The sequence below is a fragment of the Streptomyces omiyaensis genome, assembly GCF_014650895.1.
Classification (GTDB): domain Bacteria; phylum Actinomycetota; class Actinomycetes; order Streptomycetales; family Streptomycetaceae; genus Streptomyces; species Streptomyces omiyaensis.
The window spans coordinates 231315-251326 of the sequence record NZ_BMVV01000003.1 but is presented as its reverse complement, the minus strand read 5'-3'; the positions used below and the strand labels follow the sequence as shown (position 1 = coordinate 251326).

Sequence of the window (20012 nt, the reverse complement as noted above, 5' to 3'; positions counted from 1 at the left end):
CTGACAGAGAAGAGCGCCGGAGGGCCTCCCCGGGAACCGGGGAGGCCCTCCGGCGCTTTCCGGCCGTCAGTTGCCGGTCAGGCTCGCCAGGAGCTCGTCGGAGGCCGCGTACGGGTCGAGCGCGCCGGTCGCGATCCGCTCGGCCAGCGCGTCGAGCCGCCGGTCCCCGTGCAGGTCGCCGATCCGCTCGCGCAGCGCCGTGATGGTGATGGTCTCCACCTCGCGGGCCGCCCGGGCCTTCCGGCGCTCCGCGAGGACCCCGCGCTCCTCCATCCAGGCCCGGTGCTTCTCCAGGGCCTCCACGACCTCCTCGACGCCCTCGCCGCGCGCCGCGACCGTCTTCACGATCGGCGGCCGCCAGTCGCCGGGCCCGCGCGCCTCGCCGAGGCCCAGCATGTGGTGGAGCTCGCGGGCGGTGGCGTCGGCCCCGTCCCGGTCCGCCTTGTTGACCACGTAGACGTCGCCGATCTCCAGGATGCCCGCCTTGGCGGCCTGGATGCCGTCGCCCATGCCCGGGGCCAGCAGCACCACCGAGGTGTCCGCCTGCCCGGCGATCTCCACCTCGGACTGCCCGACGCCGACGGTCTCCACCAGGATCACGTCGCAGCCGGCCGCGTCGAGGACCCGGATGGCCTGCGGGGCCGACCAGGCCAGGCCGCCCAGGTGCCCGCGGGTGGCCATCGAGCGGATGTAGACGCCGGGGTCGGAGGCGTGCTCCGACATCCGCACCCGGTCGCCCAGGAGCGCGCCGCCGCTGAACGGCGAGGACGGGTCGACGGCGAGCACGCCGACCCGCTTGCCGGCCCGGCGGTACGCGGTCACCAGCGCCGAGGTCGACGTGGACTTGCCGACACCGGGCGAACCGGTCAGGCCCACCACGTAGGCGTTGCCGGTGAGCGGGGCCAGCGCCGCCATCACCTCGCGCAGCTGCGGGGACGCCCCCTCCACGAGCGAGATGAGCCGGGCCACGGCCCGCGGCCGGCCCTCCCGTGCCTGGGCGACCAGTGCGGGGACGTCCACCATGCTGCGTTCTCCTGGTTCTGCTGGCTGGGGTCTTACTTGCCGGCCACGCGGATGATCAGGGCGTCGCCCTGGCCGCCGCCGCCGCAGAGCGCGGCCGCGCCGACGCCGCCGCCGCGCCGCTTGAGCTCCAGCGCGAGGTGGAGCACCACGCGGGCGCCGGACATGCCGATCGGGTGGCCGAGCGCGATGGCGCCGCCGTTGACGTTCACCTTTTCCGGGGACACCCCGAGGTCCTTCATGGACTGCACGGCGACCGCGGCGAAGGCCTCGTTGATCTCGATCAGGTCGAGGTCGTCGACGGTCAGGCCGTCCTTCTCCAGGGCGTGCCGGATGGCGTTGGACGGCTGCGACTGGAGCGAGTTGTCCGGGCCGGCCACGTTGCCGTGGGCGCCGATCTCGGCGATCCACTCCAGGCCGAGCTCCTCCGCCCTGGCCTTGCTCATCACGACGACGGCGGCGGCGCCGTCCGAGATCTGCGAGGAGGTGCCGGCGGTGATCGTGCCGTCCTTGGCGAAGGCCGGGCGGAGCTTGCCGAGGGACTCCACGGTGGTCTCGGCGCGGACGCCCTCGTCCTGGGCGAAGATCACCGGGTCGCCCTTGCGCTGCGGGATCTCGACCGGGGTGATCTCGGCCTCGAACAGGCCGTTCTTCTGGGCGGCGGCGGCGCGCTGGTGCGACAGCGCGGCGATCTCGTCCTGCGAGGCGCGGTCGATGCCCAGGCGGGTGTTGTGCTTCTCGGTCGACTCGCCCATCGCGATGTTCTCGAAGGCGTCGGTCAGACCGTCGTACGCCATCGCGTCGAGCATCTCGATCGCGCCGTACTTGAAGCCCTCGCGGGACTTGGGCAGCAGGTGCGGGGCGTTGGTCATCGACTCCTGGCCGCCGGCGACGACCACGTCGAACTCGCCGGCGCGGATCAGCTGGTCGGCCAGCGCGATGGCGTCCAGACCCGACAGACACACCTTGTTGATGGTCAGGGCGGGGACGTTCATCGGGATGCCGGCCTTGACGGCGGCCTGGCGGGCGGGGATCTGCCCGGCACCCGCCTGGAGCACCTGGCCCATGATCACGTACTGCACCTGGTCGCCGCCGATGCCGGCCCGGTCCAGGGCGGCCTTGATGGCGAACCCGCCCAGGTCGGCGCCGGAGAAGGACTTGAGCGAGCCGAGCAGGCGACCCATGGGCGTGCGGGCGCCCGCGACGATCACTGAGGTGGTACCGGTCGTTCCAGACATGAGGCACGGCCCCTTGGGATGAGGAGTGAACGAGGGTTTACCGCCAATGTACTGAGCGGTGCGGCGCGAGGTCACCGGCCTGCCGGTGTGACGGCGCGCACGTTGCGTAACCATCCCGGCGGCGGTGCACTGGAGCCATGCTGACGCGTATCGACCACATCGGGATCGCCTGCTTCGACCTGGACAGGACCGTCGAGTTCTACCGTGCCACCTACGGCTTCGAGGTCTACCACTCCGAGGTCAACGAGGAGCAGGGCGTCCGCGAGGCCATGCTGAGGATCAACGCCACCGACGACGGCGGCGCCTCCTATCTCCAGCTCCTGGAGCCCACCCGCGAGGACTCCGCGGTGGGCAAGTGGCTGGCCAGGAACGGCGAGGGCGTCCACCACATCGCCTTCGGCACCGCGGACGTCGACGGGGACGCCGAGGCCATCCGCGGCAAGGGCGTCCGGGTCCTCTACGACGAGCCCCGCACCGGCTCCATGGGCTCCCGGATCACCTTCCTCCACCCCAAGGACTGCCACGGCGTCCTGACCGAACTCGTCACCTCCGCACCGCCTTCGGCCGACCACTCCTCAGTGGAGCACTGACCTCCGTATTCCCGGCCCGGTAGAGTGGGCGGCTCCGGGCCGGGGCCGGTCGGGGCCGCTTCGCACGGCTCCGTAGTCGGGATGTCGGGGTCGTCCGATCTGCCACGATTCCCCGGGGGGCCGTTCTTCCGGTGAACGGTGCTCGTCGGAAGGTTGCGACCAGGGTTGGGGTCTCCCCTGCTCGGAGAGCTCGGGGAAGGATGGACCGCGCAGTGCGGGGCTACGAACGCCAGGAGAGCCACCGAGCTGAAGACGACCATCTCTCGCGGTTCGAAGCCGAGATGGAGCGGCTGAAGAAGGAGCGAGAGAAGGCCGTCCAGCACGCCGAGGACCTGGGCTACCAGGTCGAGGTCTTGCGTGCCAAGCTCCACGAGGCGCGGCGCACCATCGCGTCCCGGCCCGCCTACGACAGCGCGGACATCGGCTACCAGGCCGAGCAGCTGCTGCGGAACGCACAGGCCCAGGCCGAACAGCTCCGCCAGGACGCCGAGCGGGAGCTGCGCGAGGCCCGTGCGCAGACCCAGCGGATCCTCCAGGAGCACGCCGAGCACCAGGCCAGGCTCCAGGCCGAACTGCACAACGAGGCCGTGCAGCGCCGCCAGCAGCTCGACCAGGAGCTGAACGAGCGCCGCCAGACCGTCGAGGCCCACGTCAACGAGAACGTGGCCTGGGCCGAGCAGCTCCGCGCCCGCACCGAGGCCCAGGCCCGCCGCCTGATGGACGAGGCCCGCGCCGAGGCCGAGCAGTCCCTCACCACCGCCCGGGCCGAGGCCACCCGCCTCTCCGAGGAGACCGGCCGCCGCGTCGGCGCCGAGGCGGAGGCCGCCCGCGCCGAGGCCGAAGCGATTCTGCTGCGCGCCCGCAAGGACGCCGAGCGGCTCATGACGGCCGCCTCCACCCAGGCCCAGGAGGCCACCGGCCACGCCGAGCAGCTGCGGACCGCCGCCGTCGCCGAGACCGACCAGGCCCGCCGCCAGGCCACCGAGCTGTCCCGCGCCGCCGAGCAGCGGATGCAGGAGGCCGACGAGAAGCTCCGGCAGGCCCGCGCCGAGGCCGACAAGGCGCTCGCGGAGGCCAAGGACGCCGCCGCGCGGACCCTCTCCTCCGCCGACTCCGTCAACGAGCAGCGCACCCGCACCGCCAAGTCGGAGATCGCCCGGCTGGTCGGCGAGGCCACCGAGAAGGCCGAGCAGCTCAAGGCCGAGGCCGAGGAGAAGCTGCGCGAGGCGACCGCCCGCTCCGAGAAGCTGGTCGCCGAGGCCACCGAGAACGCCCGCACCGCCGCCGCCGAGGACTCGGCCGCCGCGCTCGCCAAGGCCGCCCGCAGCGCCGAGGAGGTCCTCAGCAAGGCCTCCGAGGACGCCGCCGAGACCACCCGCAAGGCCTCCGAGGAGGCCGAGCGGATCCGCCGCGAGGCCGAGACCGAGGCCGACCGGCTGCGCTCCCGCGCCGAGGAGCAGGCCGACGAGCTGCTCGGCTCGGCGAAGGACGACACCAAGGAGTACCGGGCCAAGACCGTCGAGCTCCAGGAGGAGGCGCGGCGGCTGCGCGGCGAGGCCGAGCAGCTGCGCGCCGAGGCCATCGCCGAGGGCGAGCGGATCCGCGGCGAGGCCCGCCGCGAGGCCGTCCAGCAGATCGAGGAGGCGGCCAAGACCGCCGAGGCGCTGCTGACCAAGGCGAAGGCCGACGCCGACGAGCTGCGCGGCAACGCCGGCGCGGAGAGCGAGCGGGTCCGCTCGGAGGCGATGGAGCGCGCCCAGACGCTCCGGACCCAGGCCGAGGAGACCCTGGAGCGGACCCGCGCCGAGGCCGAGCGGCTGCGCGTGGAGTCCGAGGAACAGGCGGAGTCCGTCCGGGAGGCCGCCGAGAAGGCCGCCGAGGGGCTGCGCGCGGACGCCGAACGGGCCGCCGAGGCCCGCCGGGCCGAGGCCGCCGAGGAGCTGACCCGGCTGCACGCCGACGCCGAGGCGAAGGTGACCGCGGCCGGGCAGGAGCTGACCGACGCCCGCGCCGAGGGCGAGCGGATCCGCCGCGAGGCCGCCGAGGAGACCGAGCGGCTCCGGACCGAGGGCGCCGAGCGCATCAGGGCCCTGCGGGAGCAGGCCGAGGAGGAGGCCGAGCGGCTCCGGACCGAGGCCGCGTCGGACGCGTCCGCGGCCCGCGCCGAGGCCGAGGCGACCGCCCAGCGGCTGACCTCCGAGGCCGAGACCGAGTCCGAGCGGCTCCGGTCGGAGGCCCAGGAGACCGCCGGCCGGGTGCGGGCCGAGGCCGCGGCCGCCGCCGAGCGGGTCGCCGCCGAGGCCGCCGAGGCGCTGGCCGCCGCCCAGGAGGAGGCCGTCCGCCGCCGCCGGGAGGCCGAGGAGACGCTGGAGTCGGCCCGTTCCGAGGCCGGCCGGGAGCGCGAGCACGCCCGTGAGCGGTCCGAGGAGCTCCTCGCCGCCGCCCGCAAGCGGGTGGAGGAGGCGCAGGCCGAGGCCCAGCGCCTGGTCGAGGAGGCGGACACCCGGGCCACCGAGATGGTCGGTGCCGCCGAGCAGACCGCGCAGGAGGTCCGCGACTCGGTCGCCGGGCTGCGCGAGCAGGCCGAGGAGGAGATCGCCGGGCTGCGCTCGGCCGCGGAGCACGCCGCGGAGCGGACCCGCACCGAGGCGCAGGAGGAGGCGGACCGGGTCCGCGCCGACGCGCACGGGGAGCGGGAGCGGGCCTCGGAGGACGCGGCCCGCACGCGCGCGCGTGCCCAGGAGGAGTCCGAGGCGGCGAAGGCGCTGGCCGAGCGGACGGTCGGGGACGCGATCGCGGAGGCGGAGAAGCTCCGCACGGACACCGCCGAGTACGCGCAGCGGGTGCGCACCGAGGTGACGGACGCGCTGGCCTCGGCCGAGCAGGACGCGGCCCGCACCCGGGCCGACGCCCGGGACGACGCCAACCGGATCCGGTCGGAGGCGGCCGAGAAGGCCGACACCCTGATCGGCGAGGCGACCACCGAAGCCGAGCGGATCGCCGCCGAGGCCGAACAGGTCCTCGACGAGGCCCGCCAGGCCGCCGACAAGCGCCGCCAGGACGCCGCCGAACAGGCCGACACCCTGATCGGCGAAGCGACCACCGAAGCCGAGCGGATCGCCGCCGAGGCCGAACAGGTCCTCGACGAAGCCCGCCAGGCCGCCGACAAGCGCCGCCAGGACGCCGCCGAACAGGCCGACACCCTGATCGGCGAAGCGACCACCGAAGCCGGCCGGATCGCCGCCGAGGCGGCCGAGCTGCGCGAGACCACCGCGCGCGAGACGACCCGGCTGCGGACCGAGGCCGAGCAGGTCAAGACGGACGGCGAGGCGCACGCCCAGGCGCTGCGGACGGCGGCCCTGGCCGACGCCGAGCAGATCCTGGACGAGGCCCGTCAGGCCGCCGACAAGCGCCGCCAGGACGCCGCCGAACAGGCCGACGCCCTGGTCGGCGAGGCGACCGCCGAGGCCGTCCGGATCACCGACGAGGCCGGCGAGCTGGCCGAGTCGCTGACCGCCGACGCCCGGACCGAGGCGGAGCGGACCCTCGCGGACGCCGCGGCCGAGGCCGAGCGGCTGCGGACCGAGGGCGCCGAGGAGCTGGAGTCGGCCCGTCGGGACGCCGGGCGGATCCGCGAGGAGTCGGCCCGGGCGCGGGAGGAGTCCGCCGCGGCGGCCGAGCAGATGCGCGCGGAGGCCCGAGCGGAGGCCGACCGGACCCTGGACGAGGCCCGCGAGGCCGGCGCGAAGAAGCGCGCCGACGCGGCCGGGCAGGCCGACCAGCTGGTCGCCAAGGCCCGGGAGGAGGCGCTGCGCGTCACCGCCGAGGCCGAGGCGCAGGCGGACACGATGGTGGGCGCGGCCCGCAAGGAGGCCGACCGGATCGTCGCCGAGGCGACCGTCGAGGGCAACGGACTGGTGGAGAAGGCGCGCACCGACGCGGACGAGCTGCTGGTCGGGGCGCGGAAGGACGCGACCGACATAAGGGAGCGGGCCGAGGAGCTGCGGGGCCGGGTCGAGGGCGAGATCGAGGAGCTGCACGAGCGGGCGCGGCGCGAGTCGGCCGAGCAGATGAAGACGGCCGGCGAGCGCGTCGACAAGCTGGTGAAGGCCGCCGAGGAGCAGCGCGCCGAGGCCGAGGAGAAGGCCAGGGAGATGGTCTCGGAGGCGAGCTCCGAGGCGAGCAAGGTCCGGATCGCGGCCGTGCGGAAGGCGGACACGCTCCTCAAGGAGGCGGAGCAGAAGAAGAGTTCGCTGGTGGCCGAGGCCGAGCGGATCAAGGCGGATGCGGAGGCCGAGGCCGAGCGCCTGGTCGAGGAGGGCCGGCGCGAGCTGGAGCTCCTGACCCGCCGTCGTACCGACATCAATGCCGAGATCTCCCGTGTCCAGGACGTTCTGGAGGCGTTGGAGTCTTTCGAGACGCCGTCGGCGGGGACGAAGGACGGGCTCAAGGCGGGTGCTTCCTCGGGTTCCACCCGTTCGAGTGGCAAGTCCCAGGACGGCTAGCCACTCAAAAGGCTGGACATTCTCCAGAGCAAACGGGCATACGCTCGATGACACGCCGCTTCGGCCCCTAGGATTCCCTCTAACACCTCACCGGTCTCATTCGACAGGAACCCCATGAGCGACACATCCTCCCCCTTCGGCTTCGAGCTCGTGCGGCGTGGTTACGACCGCGGTCAGGTGGACGACCGCATTACCAAGCTCGTCGCCGACCGTGACAGCGCACTGGGCCGCATCACCTCCCTGGAGAAGCGCATCGAGGAGCTCCACCTCGAGACGCAGAACGCCCAGGCGCAGGTGAGCGACGCCGAGCCGTCGTACGCCGGTCTCGGCGCCCGCGTCGAGAAGATCCTCCGTCTCGCCGAGGAGGAGGCGAAGGACCTGCGCGAGGAGGCCCGTCGCGCCGCCGAGCAGCACCGCGAGCTGGCCGAGTCGGCCGCCCAGCAGGTGCGCAACGACGCGGAGTCCTTCGCGGCGGACCGCAAGTCGAAGGCCGAGGACGAGGGCGTCCGGATCGTCGAGAAGGCGCAGGGCGAGGCCAACTCGCTGCGCGCCGAGGCGCAGAAGGACGCGCAGTCGAAGCGCGAGGAGGCGGACGCCCTCTTCGAGGAGACCCGCGCCAAGGCCGCCCAGGCCGCCGCGGACTTCGAGACCAACCTGGCCAAGCGCCGCGAGCAGTCCGAGCGCGACCTGGCCTCGCGCCAGGCCAAGGCCGAGAAGCGCCTCGCCGAGATCGAGCACCGCGCCGAGCAGCTCCGCCTGGAGGCCGAGAAGCTCCGCACGGACGCCGAGCGCCGGGCCCGCCAGACGGTGGAGACCGCGCAGCGCCAGGCCGAGGACATCGTGGCCGACGCCAACGCCAAGGCCGACCGGATCCGCTCGGAATCGGAGCGGGAGCTCGCCGCGCTGACGAACCGTCGCGACTCCATCAACGCGCAGCTGACCAACGTCCGCGAGATGCTGGCGACGCTGACCGGTGCCGCGGTGGCCGCCGCGGGCTCCCCGCTCGACGAGGAGCGCACCACCGGCGTTCCCGCCCAGCAGACCCGGTAGCCCCCGGCGGAGCCGGTTGCGCGTGCGTTCCGGACCCCCCGTCACTCCGGTGGCGGGGGGTTTCGCGCGCCCTTAGCTTGGTACGCATGATCGAGCTTGACGGGCTGACGAAGCGGTACGGGACGAAGACGGCGGTCGATCATCTCTCCTTCCGGGTGCGGCCGGGCATGATCACCGGCTTCCTGGGGCCCAACGGGGCGGGGAAGTCGACCACGATGCGGATGATGCTCGATCTGGACAACCCGACGAGCGGGACGGTGCGGATCGACGGCCGGCACTACCGGGAGCTTGACGAGCCGCTGAAGTACATCGGGGCGCTCCTCGACGCCAAGGCGATGCACGGGGGCCGGTCGGCCCACAACAACCTGCTCTGCCTGGCGCAGTCGAACCGGATCCCCCGGAGCCGGGTCGGCGAGGTGCTCGACCTCGTGGGCCTGACGGCGGTGGCGCGGAAGAAGTCGAAGGGTTTCTCGCTCGGCATGGGGCAGCGGCTCGGCATCGCGTCGGCCCTGCTCGGGGATCCCGAGATCCTGATGTTCGACGAACCCGTCAATGGTCTGGACCCCGAGGGAATTCACTGGATCCGCAATCTGATGAAGTCGCTGGCGTCGGAAGGCAGGACGATCTTCGTCTCCAGTCATCTGATGAGTGAAATGGCGCTGACGGCTGATCATCTGATCGTCATCGGGCAGGGGAAACTTCTCGCCGACACTTCGATGGCCGATTTCATCCAGCAGAATTCGCGGAGTTTCGTACGGCTGCGCTCCCCGCAGCAGGAACGTCTGCGGGACGTGCTCCACGCCGACGGATTCGTGGTGGTCGAGGCCGGAAACGGAACGCTGGAGGTCGACGGGGCCTCGACCGACCGGCTGGGCGAGCTGGCGGCGGCGCACCAGCTGACGCTGCACGAGCTGAGCGCCCAGCGCGCCTCCCTGGAGGAGGCCTTCATGCAGATGACGGCGGGCGCGGTGGAGTACCACGCGCACGGCACCGGCACCGATGTGCACGGCGGCGCACCGGCCGCACCGGGCCCCGCGTGGGGCGCGAACTCCGGCTGGGGCGCCGCGCCGGGTCCCGGGTCCGGCCCGACCGGCGAGGGGGTCTGAGAGATGGCAGCGGTACCGGCGGTCCTCCAGTCCGAGTGGACCAAGATCCGGACGGTCTCGTCGACGGTCTGGACCCTGGCGAGCGCGGTGATCGTCACGGTGGCGATGGGCGCCGCGCTCTCGGCACTGCTGAAGTCGAGCTTCGACGACCTCTCCGACCTGGAGCGGGCGACCTTCGACCCGACCTTCGTCAGCTTCTCCGGGATGGTGCTGGGGCAGCTGGCGATGGTGGTCTTCGGCGTGCTCGTGGTGGGGACCGAGTACTCCTCGGGCATGATCCGCACCTCGCTCGCCGCCGTCCCCCAGCGGGCCACCTTCCTCTTCTCCAAGATCGCGGTGGCGGGGGCGCTGGCCCTGCTGGTCGGCCTGGTGACGAGCTTCCTGTCCTTCTTCCTCGGGCAGGCGCTGCTCGGCGAGCACCGGACCACGATCGGCGCGGACAACGTGCTGCGGGCGGTGGTCGGCGGCGGGATCTACATGGGGCTGATCGCGGTCTTCTCGATGGGCGTGGCGGCGATGCTCCGCTCCTCGATGCTGTCGCTCGGCATCCTGGTGCCGTTCTTCTTCCTGATCTCGCAGATCCTGTCGGCGGTGCCGAAGGCGAAGGAGGTCGCCAAGTACTTCCCCGACCAGGCCGGCTCCAAGATCATGCAGGTGGTGCCGGACGCGCTGGGCTCGGAGAAGGCGCCCTACGGGCCCTGGGGCGGGCTCGCGATCATGCTGGTGTGGGTGGCGGCCTCGCTGCTCGGCGGCTACCTGGTGCTGAAGCGGCGCGACGCCTGAGCCCCCGTCCGGCCTCCCCGGACGCCCCGGACGCCCCGGGCCCCTGAAGCGGGGTCCGGGGCGTCCCGGATTTTCCCCGGAGGTTTCGCTTCGGTCTCGCTTCGCCCGAGCGGGAACCGTCAACGGCTGGATAAGCTCCTGACTCGTACGGGGGCCTTTCGGCCAGGCGCCGCCATGCCCCGATCGCACACCACCGACCTGTCGATGGGGCTGGAGAATGATCGAGGCAGTCGGCCTGACCAAGCGCTACGGCGCGAAGACGGCCGTGTACAACCTTTCCTTCCAGGTGAGGCCGGGTGTCGTCACCGGCTTCCTGGGCCCGAACGGCTCCGGCAAGTCGACCACCATGCGCATGATCCTGGGCCTGGACCAGCCGACGGCCGGCCGGGTGACGATCGGCGGCCACCCGTTCCGGCAGCTGCCGAACGCGCCCCGACAGGTCGGCGCCCTCCTGGACGCCAAGGCCGTGCACGGCGGCCGCAGCGCCCGCAACCACCTCCTCTCGCTGGCCCAGCTGGCCGGCATCCCGGCCCGCCGGGTGGACGAGGTGCTGGGCGTGGTGGGACTCCAGGACGTGGCGCGGCGGCGCTCGAAGGGCTTCTCGCTCGGCATGGGCCAGCGGCTCGGCATCGCGGCGGCGCTCCTCGGCGACCCGCAGGTGCTGCTCTTCGACGAGCCGGTCAACGGCCTGGACCCGGAGGGCATCCTCTGGGTGCGCAACCTGATGAAGAAGCTGGCCTCCGAGGGCCGCACGGTCTTCGTCTCCAGCCACCTCATGAGCGAGATGGCGCTGACGGCGGACCACCTCATCGTGATCGGCCGGGGGCAGCTGCTCTCCGACATGCCGGTGAAGCAGTTCATCTCGGCGAACTCGGCGGACTTCGCCCGGGTCCGCACGCCGGAGGGCGAGGCCGCGCAGCGCGACAAGCTGTCGGGCGTGCTGGTCGAGGCCGGCGGCCAGGTCCTCCCCGAGCCGGACGGGGCGCTGCGCGTCACCGGTCTGCCGCTGCCGAGGATCAGCGACCTGGCGCACGGGGCGGACGTGCGGCTCTGGGAGCTCTCCCCGCACCAGGCCTCCCTGGAGGAGGCGTACATGCGCCTCACCCAGGGCGCGGTGGACTACCGCTCGACCGACGACAAGCTGGCCCACCTCCAGGCCCCGCCGCAACCCGGCCAACCGGGGTACGGGCTCCCGCCGCAGCCGCAGCCGCCGCTGCCGGCGGACGTGCCGCAGCAGGGCTGGTACGCCCCGCCGCCGCCCGGCGAGAACCCGTACGCCGCCCCGCAGCCTCCCGCCCCCGCCCCGCAGCCTCCCGCGGCCGCGCCGCAGCCGAGTCCCCCTCGGCCGAGCATCCAGAAGCCGAGCGACACCACCGAGGACGCCCGATGACCGCCCCGACGCCGACCCCGGTGCCTCCCCCGCCGTACGGCTACGTCTCCCCCATCCCGGTCCGCCGGGCGCACCTCGGCGACGCGCTCGCCTCCGAGTGGACGAAGATCCGCTCGGTGCGGGCGACGATGTGGACGCTGGGGACGATGATCCTGCTGATGCTGGGGATCGGTCTGAGCGTGGCCGCGATCGCCGCCGGCGAGGGCGGGGGCATGAGCGAGGAGTCGGCGCTGCCGCTGGGCTTCTTCGGGATGCTGCCGGCCTCGATCTGCGTGATCACGCTGGGCGTGCTGACGATCTCGTCCGAGTACGGCACCGGGATGATCCGGACCACGCTGACGGCGTGCCCGAGCCGGTCGCGGGTGCTGACGGCGAAGGCGATCGTCTTCTTCCTGCTGGTCTTCACGGTGACGCTGGTGGTCGCCTTCGTGGTGGCGACCGCGCAGGTGGCGATGGTGGACGCGGCGGAGCCGACGGGCGCGGAGTGGGCGCGGGCCACGGTCGGCGCGGCCGGCTTCATGGCGGTGCTGGGCCTGCTGTCGATGGCGGTCGGGGCGCTGGTGCGCCACTCGGCCGGCGCGATCACGGTGATGATCGGCGTGCTGCTGCTGCCGCTGGTGGCCGCGCTGTTCATGTTCGCGCCGGCGCTGAAGGGGCTCCAGGAGGTCCTCTTCACCTACTCGGTGCCTTCGCAGATGATCGCGCTGTACAGCGCGCAGCCGCCGTTCGGTGAGGGCGGTCCGGCGGGCTGGGAGGCCCTCTTCATCCTCACGGGGATCGCCGCGGTGGCCCTGGGCGGCGCGTACGCGCTGCTGAACAGCCGGGACGTCTGAGCCGACGGCCCCCGGTACCTCAGTACTTCGGCGCGTTGCGGGACCGCTGCACCCTGGAGGTGCGGCGGTCCTTCGCGTTCCAGCAGGCCTTGTGCCAGTGGCGGCGGTCGTCGACGCCGCCGTACTCGGGCCAGGCGACGACGTGCGGGGCGCCGGCCGGGATCTCCTGGTCGCAGCCGGGGCAGCGGTACCGCTTGCCCGGCGAGCTGGCGCCGGCGACGAGGCGGACGTACCACTCCTCGCCCTGCCAGCTCTCGGTGCGCTGCGAGCCGCCGTACCGGTCGTCGCGCTCCTCCTGCGCGTCGGGCTTTGCGCCGCGGCGGGAGCGGTGGTGACGCGGGGACACAGCACACCTCACGGGGTCGGGGAATACGGACCGTTCCCTCCAGCGTACGGGCCGCGACGTGGTGGCCGGGGCCCCGATCAGGACGCCCGGACCGAAAATCGCAAGAACTTCATGTTCGCCCGTTGCCTTTGGCACGTGTCAGACGTTGTTGCCGGTACGAGGGGGAATGGACGCGTCGGTCGCGAGGAGGCAGAAGGCGATGCGCGTAGGAACGTTCGTGCTCGCGGCCCAGTTTCCGGGCCAGGGGCAGGGAGAGGCGCTGCACCGGGCGGTGCGGACCGCCGAGGTCGCCGAGGAGGCGGGCCTGGACTCGGTCTGGCTGGCCGAGCACCATTTCGTGCCGTACGGCGTGTGTCCGTCGGCGGTGACGCTCGCGGCACTGCTGCTCGGCCGCACCCGGCGGCTGCGGGTGGGGACGGCGGTGAGCGTGCTGCCGAGCGTCCACCCGGTCGCCCTCGGCGAGCAGGCGGCGCTGCTGCACGTCGCCTCGGGCGGCAGATTCACCCTCGGGGTGGGGCGTGGCGGTCCCTGGGTGGACCTGGAGGTCTTCGGCGCCGGTCTCGACGCGTACGAGCACGGCTTCCCGGAGGCGCTGGACCTGCTGCTGCGCTGGCTCTCCGAGCCCCGGGTCGGTGCCGCGGGCGAGCGCTTCTCCTTCCGCGAGGTGCCGGTGGTGCCGCGGGCCGGCGAGCTGATCGGCGGCGAGCCCTCGCCGGAGGTGATCGTGGCGTGCACCTCGCCGAAGAGCGTGCGGCTGGCGGCCGGGCGCGGCCTGCCGATGCTCCTCGGCATGCACTGCGGCGACGAGGAGAAGGCGGAGGCGGTCGCGGCCTGGGCCCGCTGGGCGCGGGAGGCCGGACGGGATCCCGACGAGGTCGCGCGGATCGGCTCCGGGCACGTCTCCGCGGGCGTGGTGCAGCTCGCGGACCGCACCCCCGAGGCGGCGGAGACCCTGGTGAAGGCGATGCCGGGCTGGCTGAAGCAGGGGCTGGACGCGCATGTGACGGTGGACGGCCGGCACCGGGCGATGCGGGACCCGGTGGCGTACACCGAGCTGCTCTGCTCCCTGCACCCGGTCGGCACCCCGGAGCTGGCGGCGGACCGGCTGGCGGCGACCGCCGAGCGCACCGGCATCACCCGCTTCGCCCTGCTCGCCGAGGGCTCCGGGGATCTCGCCGGCACCGAGGAGAACCTGCGGCGGCTCGGCGCCGAGGTCCTTCCCCGGCTGGTCTGAGGGGCGGGGGCCGCCGCCGCTCCGCGTCCCCGCTGTCGGTGCGCGTCGACACGCACCGGCAGCGGCTCCCGCGACGCGGAGCGGCGGCCATCGGTACCCGACGGATCCCGGTGACGACGGCCGGGCCTCAGCAGTCGCGGAGTTCCGGCGACTGGTTGAGCAGCTGGCCCCGGATCGAGGTGAAGCGGGCGAGGCGCTCGTCCACCGCCGGGTCCAGCGGGAAGACCGCCACCCGGTGGCAGTTCTGGAAGGCGAGACGCACTCCGAAGTGGCGCTGGAGCGCACCGCGGATCGCGTCGCTCGCCAGCGCGCGCAGCAGCTGACCGCGTGCCTGCTCGTTCGGCGGGGGCGTCTGGTTGTCGGCGAACTCTCCGCCTTCGACCTCCAGCTGGGCCACCAGAGAACTGATCATCTCCCACGCGAAGGGCAGGGAGGTCCGGACGCAGTCGACGAAGGCGGCTTCGTCGACCTCGCCTCGCTCGGCCTGTTCCAACAGTGCCGGTGAGACGTCGAGCGACATGGGTTCTCCTCTCGCGACCCCGCGGACGGGGTCTGTGCGGGCAGGGACGAGGGCCGACGTACGCCACGCAGCGTGCACGGACGACGACCTCCAGCTTCCACGGTAAGCGCGCGGTCCGGCCCGCACCAGGCGATTGGGCACACAACAGGCCGATAACCGACGGGTGTTCGGCTCACGCCGGTGCCCGAATCGCGTAGAAGGGCGCTCCTCTTGTAGCGTTGCCGACCATGCGTCTCGTCATTGCCCGTTGCTCCGTGGACTACGCGGGCCGGCTCACGGCCCATCTGCCCTCCGCACCCCGTCTGATCCTGATCAAGGCAGACGGAAGCGTCTCGATCCACGCCGACGACCGGGCGTACAAACCGCTCAACTGGATGTCGCCGCCGTGCACCCTGAAGGAAGGTGCCGACGGCGAGGCGGGCGTCTGGACCGTCGTCAACAAAGCGGGCGAGAAACTGATCATCACGATGGAGGAGATCCTCCACGACTCGTCCCACGAACTGGGTGTGGACCCGGGCCTCATCAAGGACGGCGTGGAGGCCCACCTCCAGGAGCTGCTCGCCGACCGCATCGAGACGCTGGGCGAGGGCTGGACGCTGGTCCGCCGCGAGTACCCGACGGCCATCGGCCCCGTCGACATCCTCTGCCGCGACTCCGACGGCGCCACGGTCGCCGTCGAGATCAAGCGGCGCGGCGAGATCGACGGCGTCGAGCAGCTGACCCGCTACCTGGAGCTGCTCAACCGCGACCCGCTCCTCGCCCCGGTGAAGGGCATCTTCGCGGCCCAGGAGATCAAGCCGCAGGCGCGGGTCCTCGCGACGGACCGCGGGATCGGCTGCGTGGTGCTCGACTACGACGCCCTGCGCGGCATCGAGGACGACAAGCTGCGGCTCTTCTAGGACCGACGGCGAAGGGGACGGCCCCGGGCGCGCAGAGCGTCCGGGGCCGTCCCCTTTCTTCCGCGTGCTCAGCTCACCGTGGGGCTCTCGGAGGCGCTGGGGGCGCCGTCGAGCGGGGCGGAGGCGCTGCTGGAGCCCGGGGCCTCGCTGGTGGGCGTCTCCCCCGGCGTGGGGGCCGTCGTGGAGGCGGGCGGGGTGGTCGGGGGCGCCGTCTCGGACGGCTCCGCCGTCGGGGGCCCGGACGTGGTCGTCGGGGACGTCGGCGGCCTCGTCGTGGTCCGGGTCGGCACCGGCCGCGTGTTCGCCGGGCGGCCCGGGGTCGTCGTCGGCGCGCCGGTGGTCCCCGGAGCGCTCGTCTCCGACGGGTCGGGCTCGCCGGAGGCGGTGGCCGACGGAGAGCCCGTCGCCGTCGGGTCCGCGGCGGAGGACGACGGGGTGGCTCCGGAGGTGGTCGGCCCGGGCGTGCCGGAGGAGGCCGGGGCGCCGGTCCCGGTCGGGTCGCCGCCGGGCTCGCCGTCGGCGGGCGCCCCGTCGTCGGTGCCGGGCTCGTCGGCGCCGCCCTGGTCGGCGGTGCTGTCGGTGGAGACGGTGCCGGAGGCGGGCGCGTCGTCGGTGCCGGAGGTGGCGCCGAGGGTGACGACGGTGCCGAGGACGGCGACGAGGAGCGCCCCGGCGCCGACGGCGGCGAGGTTGCGGCGGGTGCCGGCGAGGATGCCGGCCGCGAGGCCCTTGCGCGGGCCGTCCGCCGGGGCGGGGTCGGCGCGGGTGACGGGCGCGGGGGCCCGCTCGTCGAAGTCCGGGAAGGACGGGAAGCCGGGCGGCGCGAGGGCGGCCGGGCGGGTCGCGGTGACCGGCGGCAGCAGTGCGGTGGGCGGCTCGGCGGGGGCCGGGGCGGCGGCCCGGAGGGCGGGCAGGCCGCGCGGCGGGGAGTCGGCGCGGGCCGGCGGCGGGGTCCGCTCGGACTCCTGGTCGCGGCCGAGGTCGGCGACGAGGGCGAGGGCCCGGCGGCCGGCGACCGTGCCGCGCTTGTCGGCGAGGGCGCCGCGCAGGCCGATGGAGGCCTCCAGTTCGGCGCGGGCGCGGGCGAGGTTCCCGGCGCAGATGGCGAGGACGCCGAGCTCGTGGTGGAAGTACGCCTCCTCGGCGACGTCCCCGGCGAGCCGGGCGGCCTCCTGGCCGGAGCGCAGGGCGCGCTCCCAGGCTCCCCAGTGGAGGCCCGCGGCGAAGGCGGGGGCGGCGGCCCGGGCGAGGGCGACGGCGGTCTCCCGGGGACCGGCCCCGCTCTCTCCGGCGTGCTCGCCGCCGGCCGCGCCCGCGGTCGTGCCGCCGTGCGCTCCCCCGGCCGGGCCGCCGTGCGGTCCGGCGTCCGCCCCGGTGCGGTCCCCGCCGCTCTCCGCGCCGACGAGGGCGCCGAGGGCGGCGAGCAGGGCGTCGGACTCGGCGGCGGCCCGCTCGGGGCCGACCGAGGGGTGCCCGGCCCACCAGGCGTAGTGCTGGGCCGCGGCGTGGACGCGGTCGGCGGCGTCGTGGCCGTAGCCGTGGGCGAGGAGCTGGGTGAGGACGCCGCCGGCGAGCCGGTGGCGGGTGCCGGCGGAGGTGAGGAGCCCGCAGGCGCGGAGCTCGCCGAGGGCGGCGTCGGCGTGGGTGTCGCCGACGAGCGCGGGGAGGTGGGCGTGGTGCGGGACCTCGCCGCCGAGGGCGACGGCGAAGCGGAGGGTGGTCTGGGCGGCGCGGCTGAGCCGGGAGGCGAGCAGCGCGGCGGGCGCGGCGCCCTCGCCGAGGCTGGGCAGCGGGACCTCGTGGAGCTCGACGTCGGGGTCCTCGTACGGGTCGACGGCGGGCCCGGCAGCGCCCGAGCCGCTCCCGGGTCCCGTACCGGACGGGCCGAAGGCCTCCTCCAGGGCGCCGAAGGCGTCGAACTCGGCGGGGGTGACGCGCAGCCGGTCGCGCTGCCGGAGCAGGGCGCCGGCCTGGACGAAGCGGAGCGGCAGGCCCTCGGACTCGAACCAGAGGTCGCCGGCCCAGTTGGCCTCCTCCTCGGTGAGGCGGCGTCCGACGGCGGCCTCCAGGAGGGCGAGGGAGGCGGCGCGGCCGAGGCCGGGGAGGGCCACCTCCTCGATCGGGGCCTCGGCCGAGGGGGCGGGGACGCCGGGGGCGGCGGCGAGGAGGAAGGCGCACTCGGGGGCGGCGGCGAGGAGTTCGTCGAGGGCGGCGCCGCCGAACTCCAGGTCGTCGACGACGACGACGGCCCCGATGGAGGCGAGGTCGGTGCGGAGGGCCTCGGGGCCGGGCCGGTGGCGGGGGGTGTGCAGGACCGCGGCGCGCAGCTCGTGGAGGAGCTCGCCGGTGGTGCGGTGGTGGCCGGAGAGGCGGACGACGCCGTCGGGGGCGAGGGAGGCGCAGTCGTCGGCGACGGCGTCGAGGAGGGCGGTGCGGCCGGAGCCGTCGGGGCCGGTGAGGCGGGCGCAGCGGCCGCGGGTCAGGGTCTCGGTGAGCCGGGCGCGCTGCTCGTCGCGTTCCAGGAGGGGCAGCTCGGGGGCGGCGGGGCCGGGGGGCACGGGCGTCGAGGCGGCGGTGGCCCCGGCGCGTTCCTCGGCGGTGCGGCGGCGGACCGCCGGGGGTTCCTCGCCGGGTGGGCAGGGCTCGATCTCACTGCCGTCGACGGGGTTGACGGTCAGCAGCAGCTCTCCGGAGACGATCCGGGTGACGCGGGCGCGGGCGGGCGTCGCGGCGGCGCGCTCGGGCAGGGCGGCGGGCTGTGCGGGGCGGGCGTCCTCGGCCGCGGTGTCGTGACCGGACTCGTCCGGCCCCCGGTGTATCGGGTCCATGGTCAAAGCCCCCAAGAGCGGTGGTGCGGAGCCCGCCGGGTGGGTCCGTCGTCGGGTGCGGGCGACCGAACCCTAGACGGTCGCGGGGGCTCCGGGAACAGGCGGGGTGCCGTGGAGACCAAGACGTCACGGTCTTGTGAGGATTGAGCGTGACGCCTGGTTCGCACAGGGGCTTCACAGACGGTTCACCCCGGGGACCGGGCGGCGGCGCGCCCCGGGGACCGGAGGGAGGCCCGCCCCGGAAGGCCGGGGGACGGCGCGTCCCGGGGTCCGGACGGAGACCTGCCCCCCCGGGGGGGGGCGGGCGCCCGGTCAGACCCGGGGCAGGGACTCCACCACGAGGCCGCCCTCGATGGCGAGGATGCGGTGGAGGCGGGTCGCGACGAGGAGTCTCTGCATCTGGGGCGGCACCCCGCGCAGGACGAGCCGGCGGCCGCAGCGGCCGGCCCGTCGGTGCGCGCCCATGATCACGCCGAGTCCGGTCGCGTCCCAGGAGTCGAGGCCGGTCAGGTCGAGCACCAGGTCGCCGACTCCGTCGTCGACGGCCGTGTGCAGGACCGTACGGGCGTCCGCCGCGCTGCGGACGTCGAGGCGGCCCCCGACGACCAGCTCGGCGTGGTCGCCCCTGATGTGCATAGTCGCTCCCCGGGAAATGCTCCGTCTTCGCAACAACTGACTGCTGCCTCGGCAGATACGTTGCGCCTTGTTCACGAACCGATACCTGAATTCACTCCATGGAGTGAGGTGATGTGGCGGGCGGAGCTCAGTACGTGTAGAAGCCCTGCCCGCTCTTGCGGCCGATGTCACCCGCGTCCACCATCCGGCGCATGAGCTCCGGCGGCGCGAACTTCTCGTCCTGGGTCTCGGCGTAGATGTTGCCGGTGGCGTTGACGAGGATGTCGACGCCGGTGAGGTCGGTGGTGGCGAGCGGACCCATGGCGTGGCCGAAGCCCAGCCGGCAGGCGAGGTCGATGTCCTCGGCGGTGGCGACGCCCGACTCGTACAGCTTGGCGGCCTCGACGACGAGGGCGGAGATCAGGCGGGTGGTGACGAAGCCGGCGACGTCGCGGTTGACCACGATGCAGGTCTTGCCGACGGACTCGGCGAAGGAGCGGGCGGTGGCGAGGGCGGCGTCGCTCGTCTTGTGGCCGCGGACGAGCTCGACCAGCTGCATCATCGGGACCGGCGAGAAGAAGTGGACGCCGACGACGGCCTCGGGGCGCTCCGTCACCGCGGCGATCTTGGTGATCGGGATGGCGGAGGTGTTGGAGGCGAGGACCGCGCCGTCCTTGGCGATCTTGTCGAGGGCGCGGAAGATCTCGTGCTTGACCTCGATCTTCTCGAAGACGGCCTCGACGACGACGTCGGCGTCGGCGACGGCGTCGAGGTCGGTGGTGGCGGTGATGCGGCCGAGCGCGGCCTCCGCGTCGGCGGCGGCCAGCTTGCCCTTGGCGACGAACTTCTCGTACGAGGCCCTGATGCCGTCGGTACCGCGGGTCAGCGCCTCGTCGGTGACGTCCCGCAGGACGACGTCCCAGCCGGCCTGAGCGGAGACCTGGGCGATGCCGGCCCCCATGAGTCCGGCACCGATGACGGCGAGCTTACCGGCCACGAATTCCACCCCTTTAACACCTGTTCACTTCTGGCTCTCTCCGGCGGAGATTAGCGGG

General features: G+C 74.0%; 16 protein-coding genes. 9 read left to right on the top strand and 7 right to left on the bottom strand.

Annotation, left to right across the window (positions count from 1 at the left end):
* Nucleotides 1-66 precede the first annotated feature (66 nt).
* Both meaB and IE287_RS06730 read right to left on the bottom strand, forming a co-directional pair.
* Nucleotides 67-1023, bottom strand: coding sequence for a methylmalonyl Co-A mutase-associated GTPase MeaB (meaB, locus tag IE287_RS06735; RefSeq protein WP_189847970.1), 957 nt, complete (start codon nucleotides 1021-1023; stop codon nucleotides 67-69).
* A gap of 32 nt (nucleotides 1024-1055) precedes the next feature.
* Nucleotides 1056-2258 (bottom strand): acetyl-CoA C-acetyltransferase, encoded by a 1203-nt coding sequence (locus tag IE287_RS06730; RefSeq protein ID WP_189847969.1) that lies wholly within the window; start codon nucleotides 2256-2258, stop codon nucleotides 1056-1058.
* A 137-nt stretch (nucleotides 2259-2395) separates the two neighbouring features.
* On the opposite strand from IE287_RS06730, the gene mce reads away from it, so the two are divergent.
* The 7 genes from mce to IE287_RS06695 all read left to right on the top strand — a co-directional run bounded on the left by mce (nucleotide 2396) and on the right by IE287_RS06695 (nucleotide 12515).
* Entirely contained in the window at nucleotides 2396-2848 is a 453-nt protein-coding gene (mce, locus tag IE287_RS06725; RefSeq protein ID WP_189847968.1) for a methylmalonyl-CoA epimerase, read from the top strand.
* 212 nt (nucleotides 2849-3060) lie between these two features.
* Complete coding sequence (gene scy / locus IE287_RS06720) at nucleotides 3061-7353, top strand: polarized growth protein Scy (protein WP_189848234.1); 4293 nt, start codon at nucleotides 3061-3063, stop codon at nucleotides 7351-7353.
* A 114-nt stretch (nucleotides 7354-7467) separates the two neighbouring features.
* Entirely contained in the window at nucleotides 7468-8403 is a 936-nt protein-coding gene (locus tag IE287_RS06715) for a coiled-coil domain-containing protein (RefSeq protein WP_189847967.1), read from the top strand.
* Nucleotides 8404-8489: 86 nt separating this feature from the next.
* The gene (locus IE287_RS06710; RefSeq protein ID WP_189847966.1) at nucleotides 8490-9509 is read left to right on the top strand and encodes an ABC transporter ATP-binding protein; all 1020 of its coding nucleotides are present in this window, start codon (nucleotides 8490-8492) and stop codon (nucleotides 9507-9509) included.
* 3 nt (nucleotides 9510-9512) lie between these two features.
* Entirely contained in the window at nucleotides 9513-10292 is a 780-nt protein-coding gene (locus IE287_RS06705) for an ABC transporter permease (protein ID WP_189847965.1), read from the top strand.
* 217 nt (nucleotides 10293-10509) lie between these two features.
* Entirely contained in the window at nucleotides 10510-11682 is a 1173-nt protein-coding gene (locus IE287_RS06700) for an ABC transporter ATP-binding protein (RefSeq protein ID WP_189847964.1), read from the top strand.
* Complete coding sequence (locus IE287_RS06695) at nucleotides 11679-12515, top strand: ABC transporter permease (RefSeq protein ID WP_189847963.1); 837 nt, start codon at nucleotides 11679-11681, stop codon at nucleotides 12513-12515. The genes IE287_RS06700 and IE287_RS06695 overlap by 4 nt, the downstream gene beginning before the upstream one ends.
* A gap of 19 nt (nucleotides 12516-12534) precedes the next feature.
* On the opposite strand, the gene IE287_RS06690 is transcribed toward IE287_RS06695, so the two are convergent.
* Nucleotides 12535-12861 (bottom strand): Rv1322 family protein, encoded by a 327-nt coding sequence (locus IE287_RS06690; RefSeq protein ID WP_189847962.1) that lies wholly within the window; start codon nucleotides 12859-12861, stop codon nucleotides 12535-12537.
* Between the two features lie 199 nt (nucleotides 12862-13060).
* On the opposite strand from IE287_RS06690, the gene IE287_RS06685 reads away from it, so the two are divergent.
* Complete coding sequence (locus tag IE287_RS06685) at nucleotides 13061-14095, top strand: LLM class flavin-dependent oxidoreductase (RefSeq protein WP_189847961.1); 1035 nt, start codon at nucleotides 13061-13063, stop codon at nucleotides 14093-14095.
* 127 nt (nucleotides 14096-14222) lie between these two features.
* Here IE287_RS06685 and IE287_RS06680 read toward each other — a convergent pair whose 3' ends face one another.
* A complete protein-coding gene (locus tag IE287_RS06680) occupies nucleotides 14223-14615 on the bottom strand; it encodes an SCO5389 family protein (RefSeq protein WP_031006219.1) in 393 nt (130 codons plus the stop codon).
* A 227-nt stretch (nucleotides 14616-14842) separates the two neighbouring features.
* Here IE287_RS06680 and nucS point away from each other — a divergent pair, with 227 nt between their 5' ends.
* Entirely contained in the window at nucleotides 14843-15514 is a 672-nt protein-coding gene (gene nucS / locus IE287_RS06675; protein WP_189847960.1) for an endonuclease NucS, read from the top strand.
* A 68-nt stretch (nucleotides 15515-15582) separates the two neighbouring features.
* Here the strand turns inward: nucS and IE287_RS06670 are convergent, their stop codons facing one another.
* The 3 genes from IE287_RS06670 to IE287_RS06660 all read right to left on the bottom strand — a co-directional run bounded on the left by IE287_RS06670 (nucleotide 15583) and on the right by IE287_RS06660 (nucleotide 19954).
* The gene (locus IE287_RS06670) at nucleotides 15583-18342 is read right to left on the bottom strand and encodes an ATP-binding protein (RefSeq protein WP_189847959.1); all 2760 of its coding nucleotides are present in this window, start codon (nucleotides 18340-18342) and stop codon (nucleotides 15583-15585) included.
* A gap of 312 nt (nucleotides 18343-18654) precedes the next feature.
* Complete coding sequence (locus IE287_RS06665; RefSeq protein WP_169086744.1) at nucleotides 18655-18978, bottom strand: STAS domain-containing protein; 324 nt, start codon at nucleotides 18976-18978, stop codon at nucleotides 18655-18657.
* Nucleotides 18979-19105: 127 nt separating this feature from the next.
* Nucleotides 19106-19954, bottom strand: a complete 849-nt coding sequence (locus IE287_RS06660; RefSeq protein ID WP_189847958.1) for a 3-hydroxyacyl-CoA dehydrogenase family protein — start codon at nucleotides 19952-19954, stop codon at nucleotides 19106-19108.
* Between the last annotated feature and the right edge of the window lie 58 nt (nucleotides 19955-20012).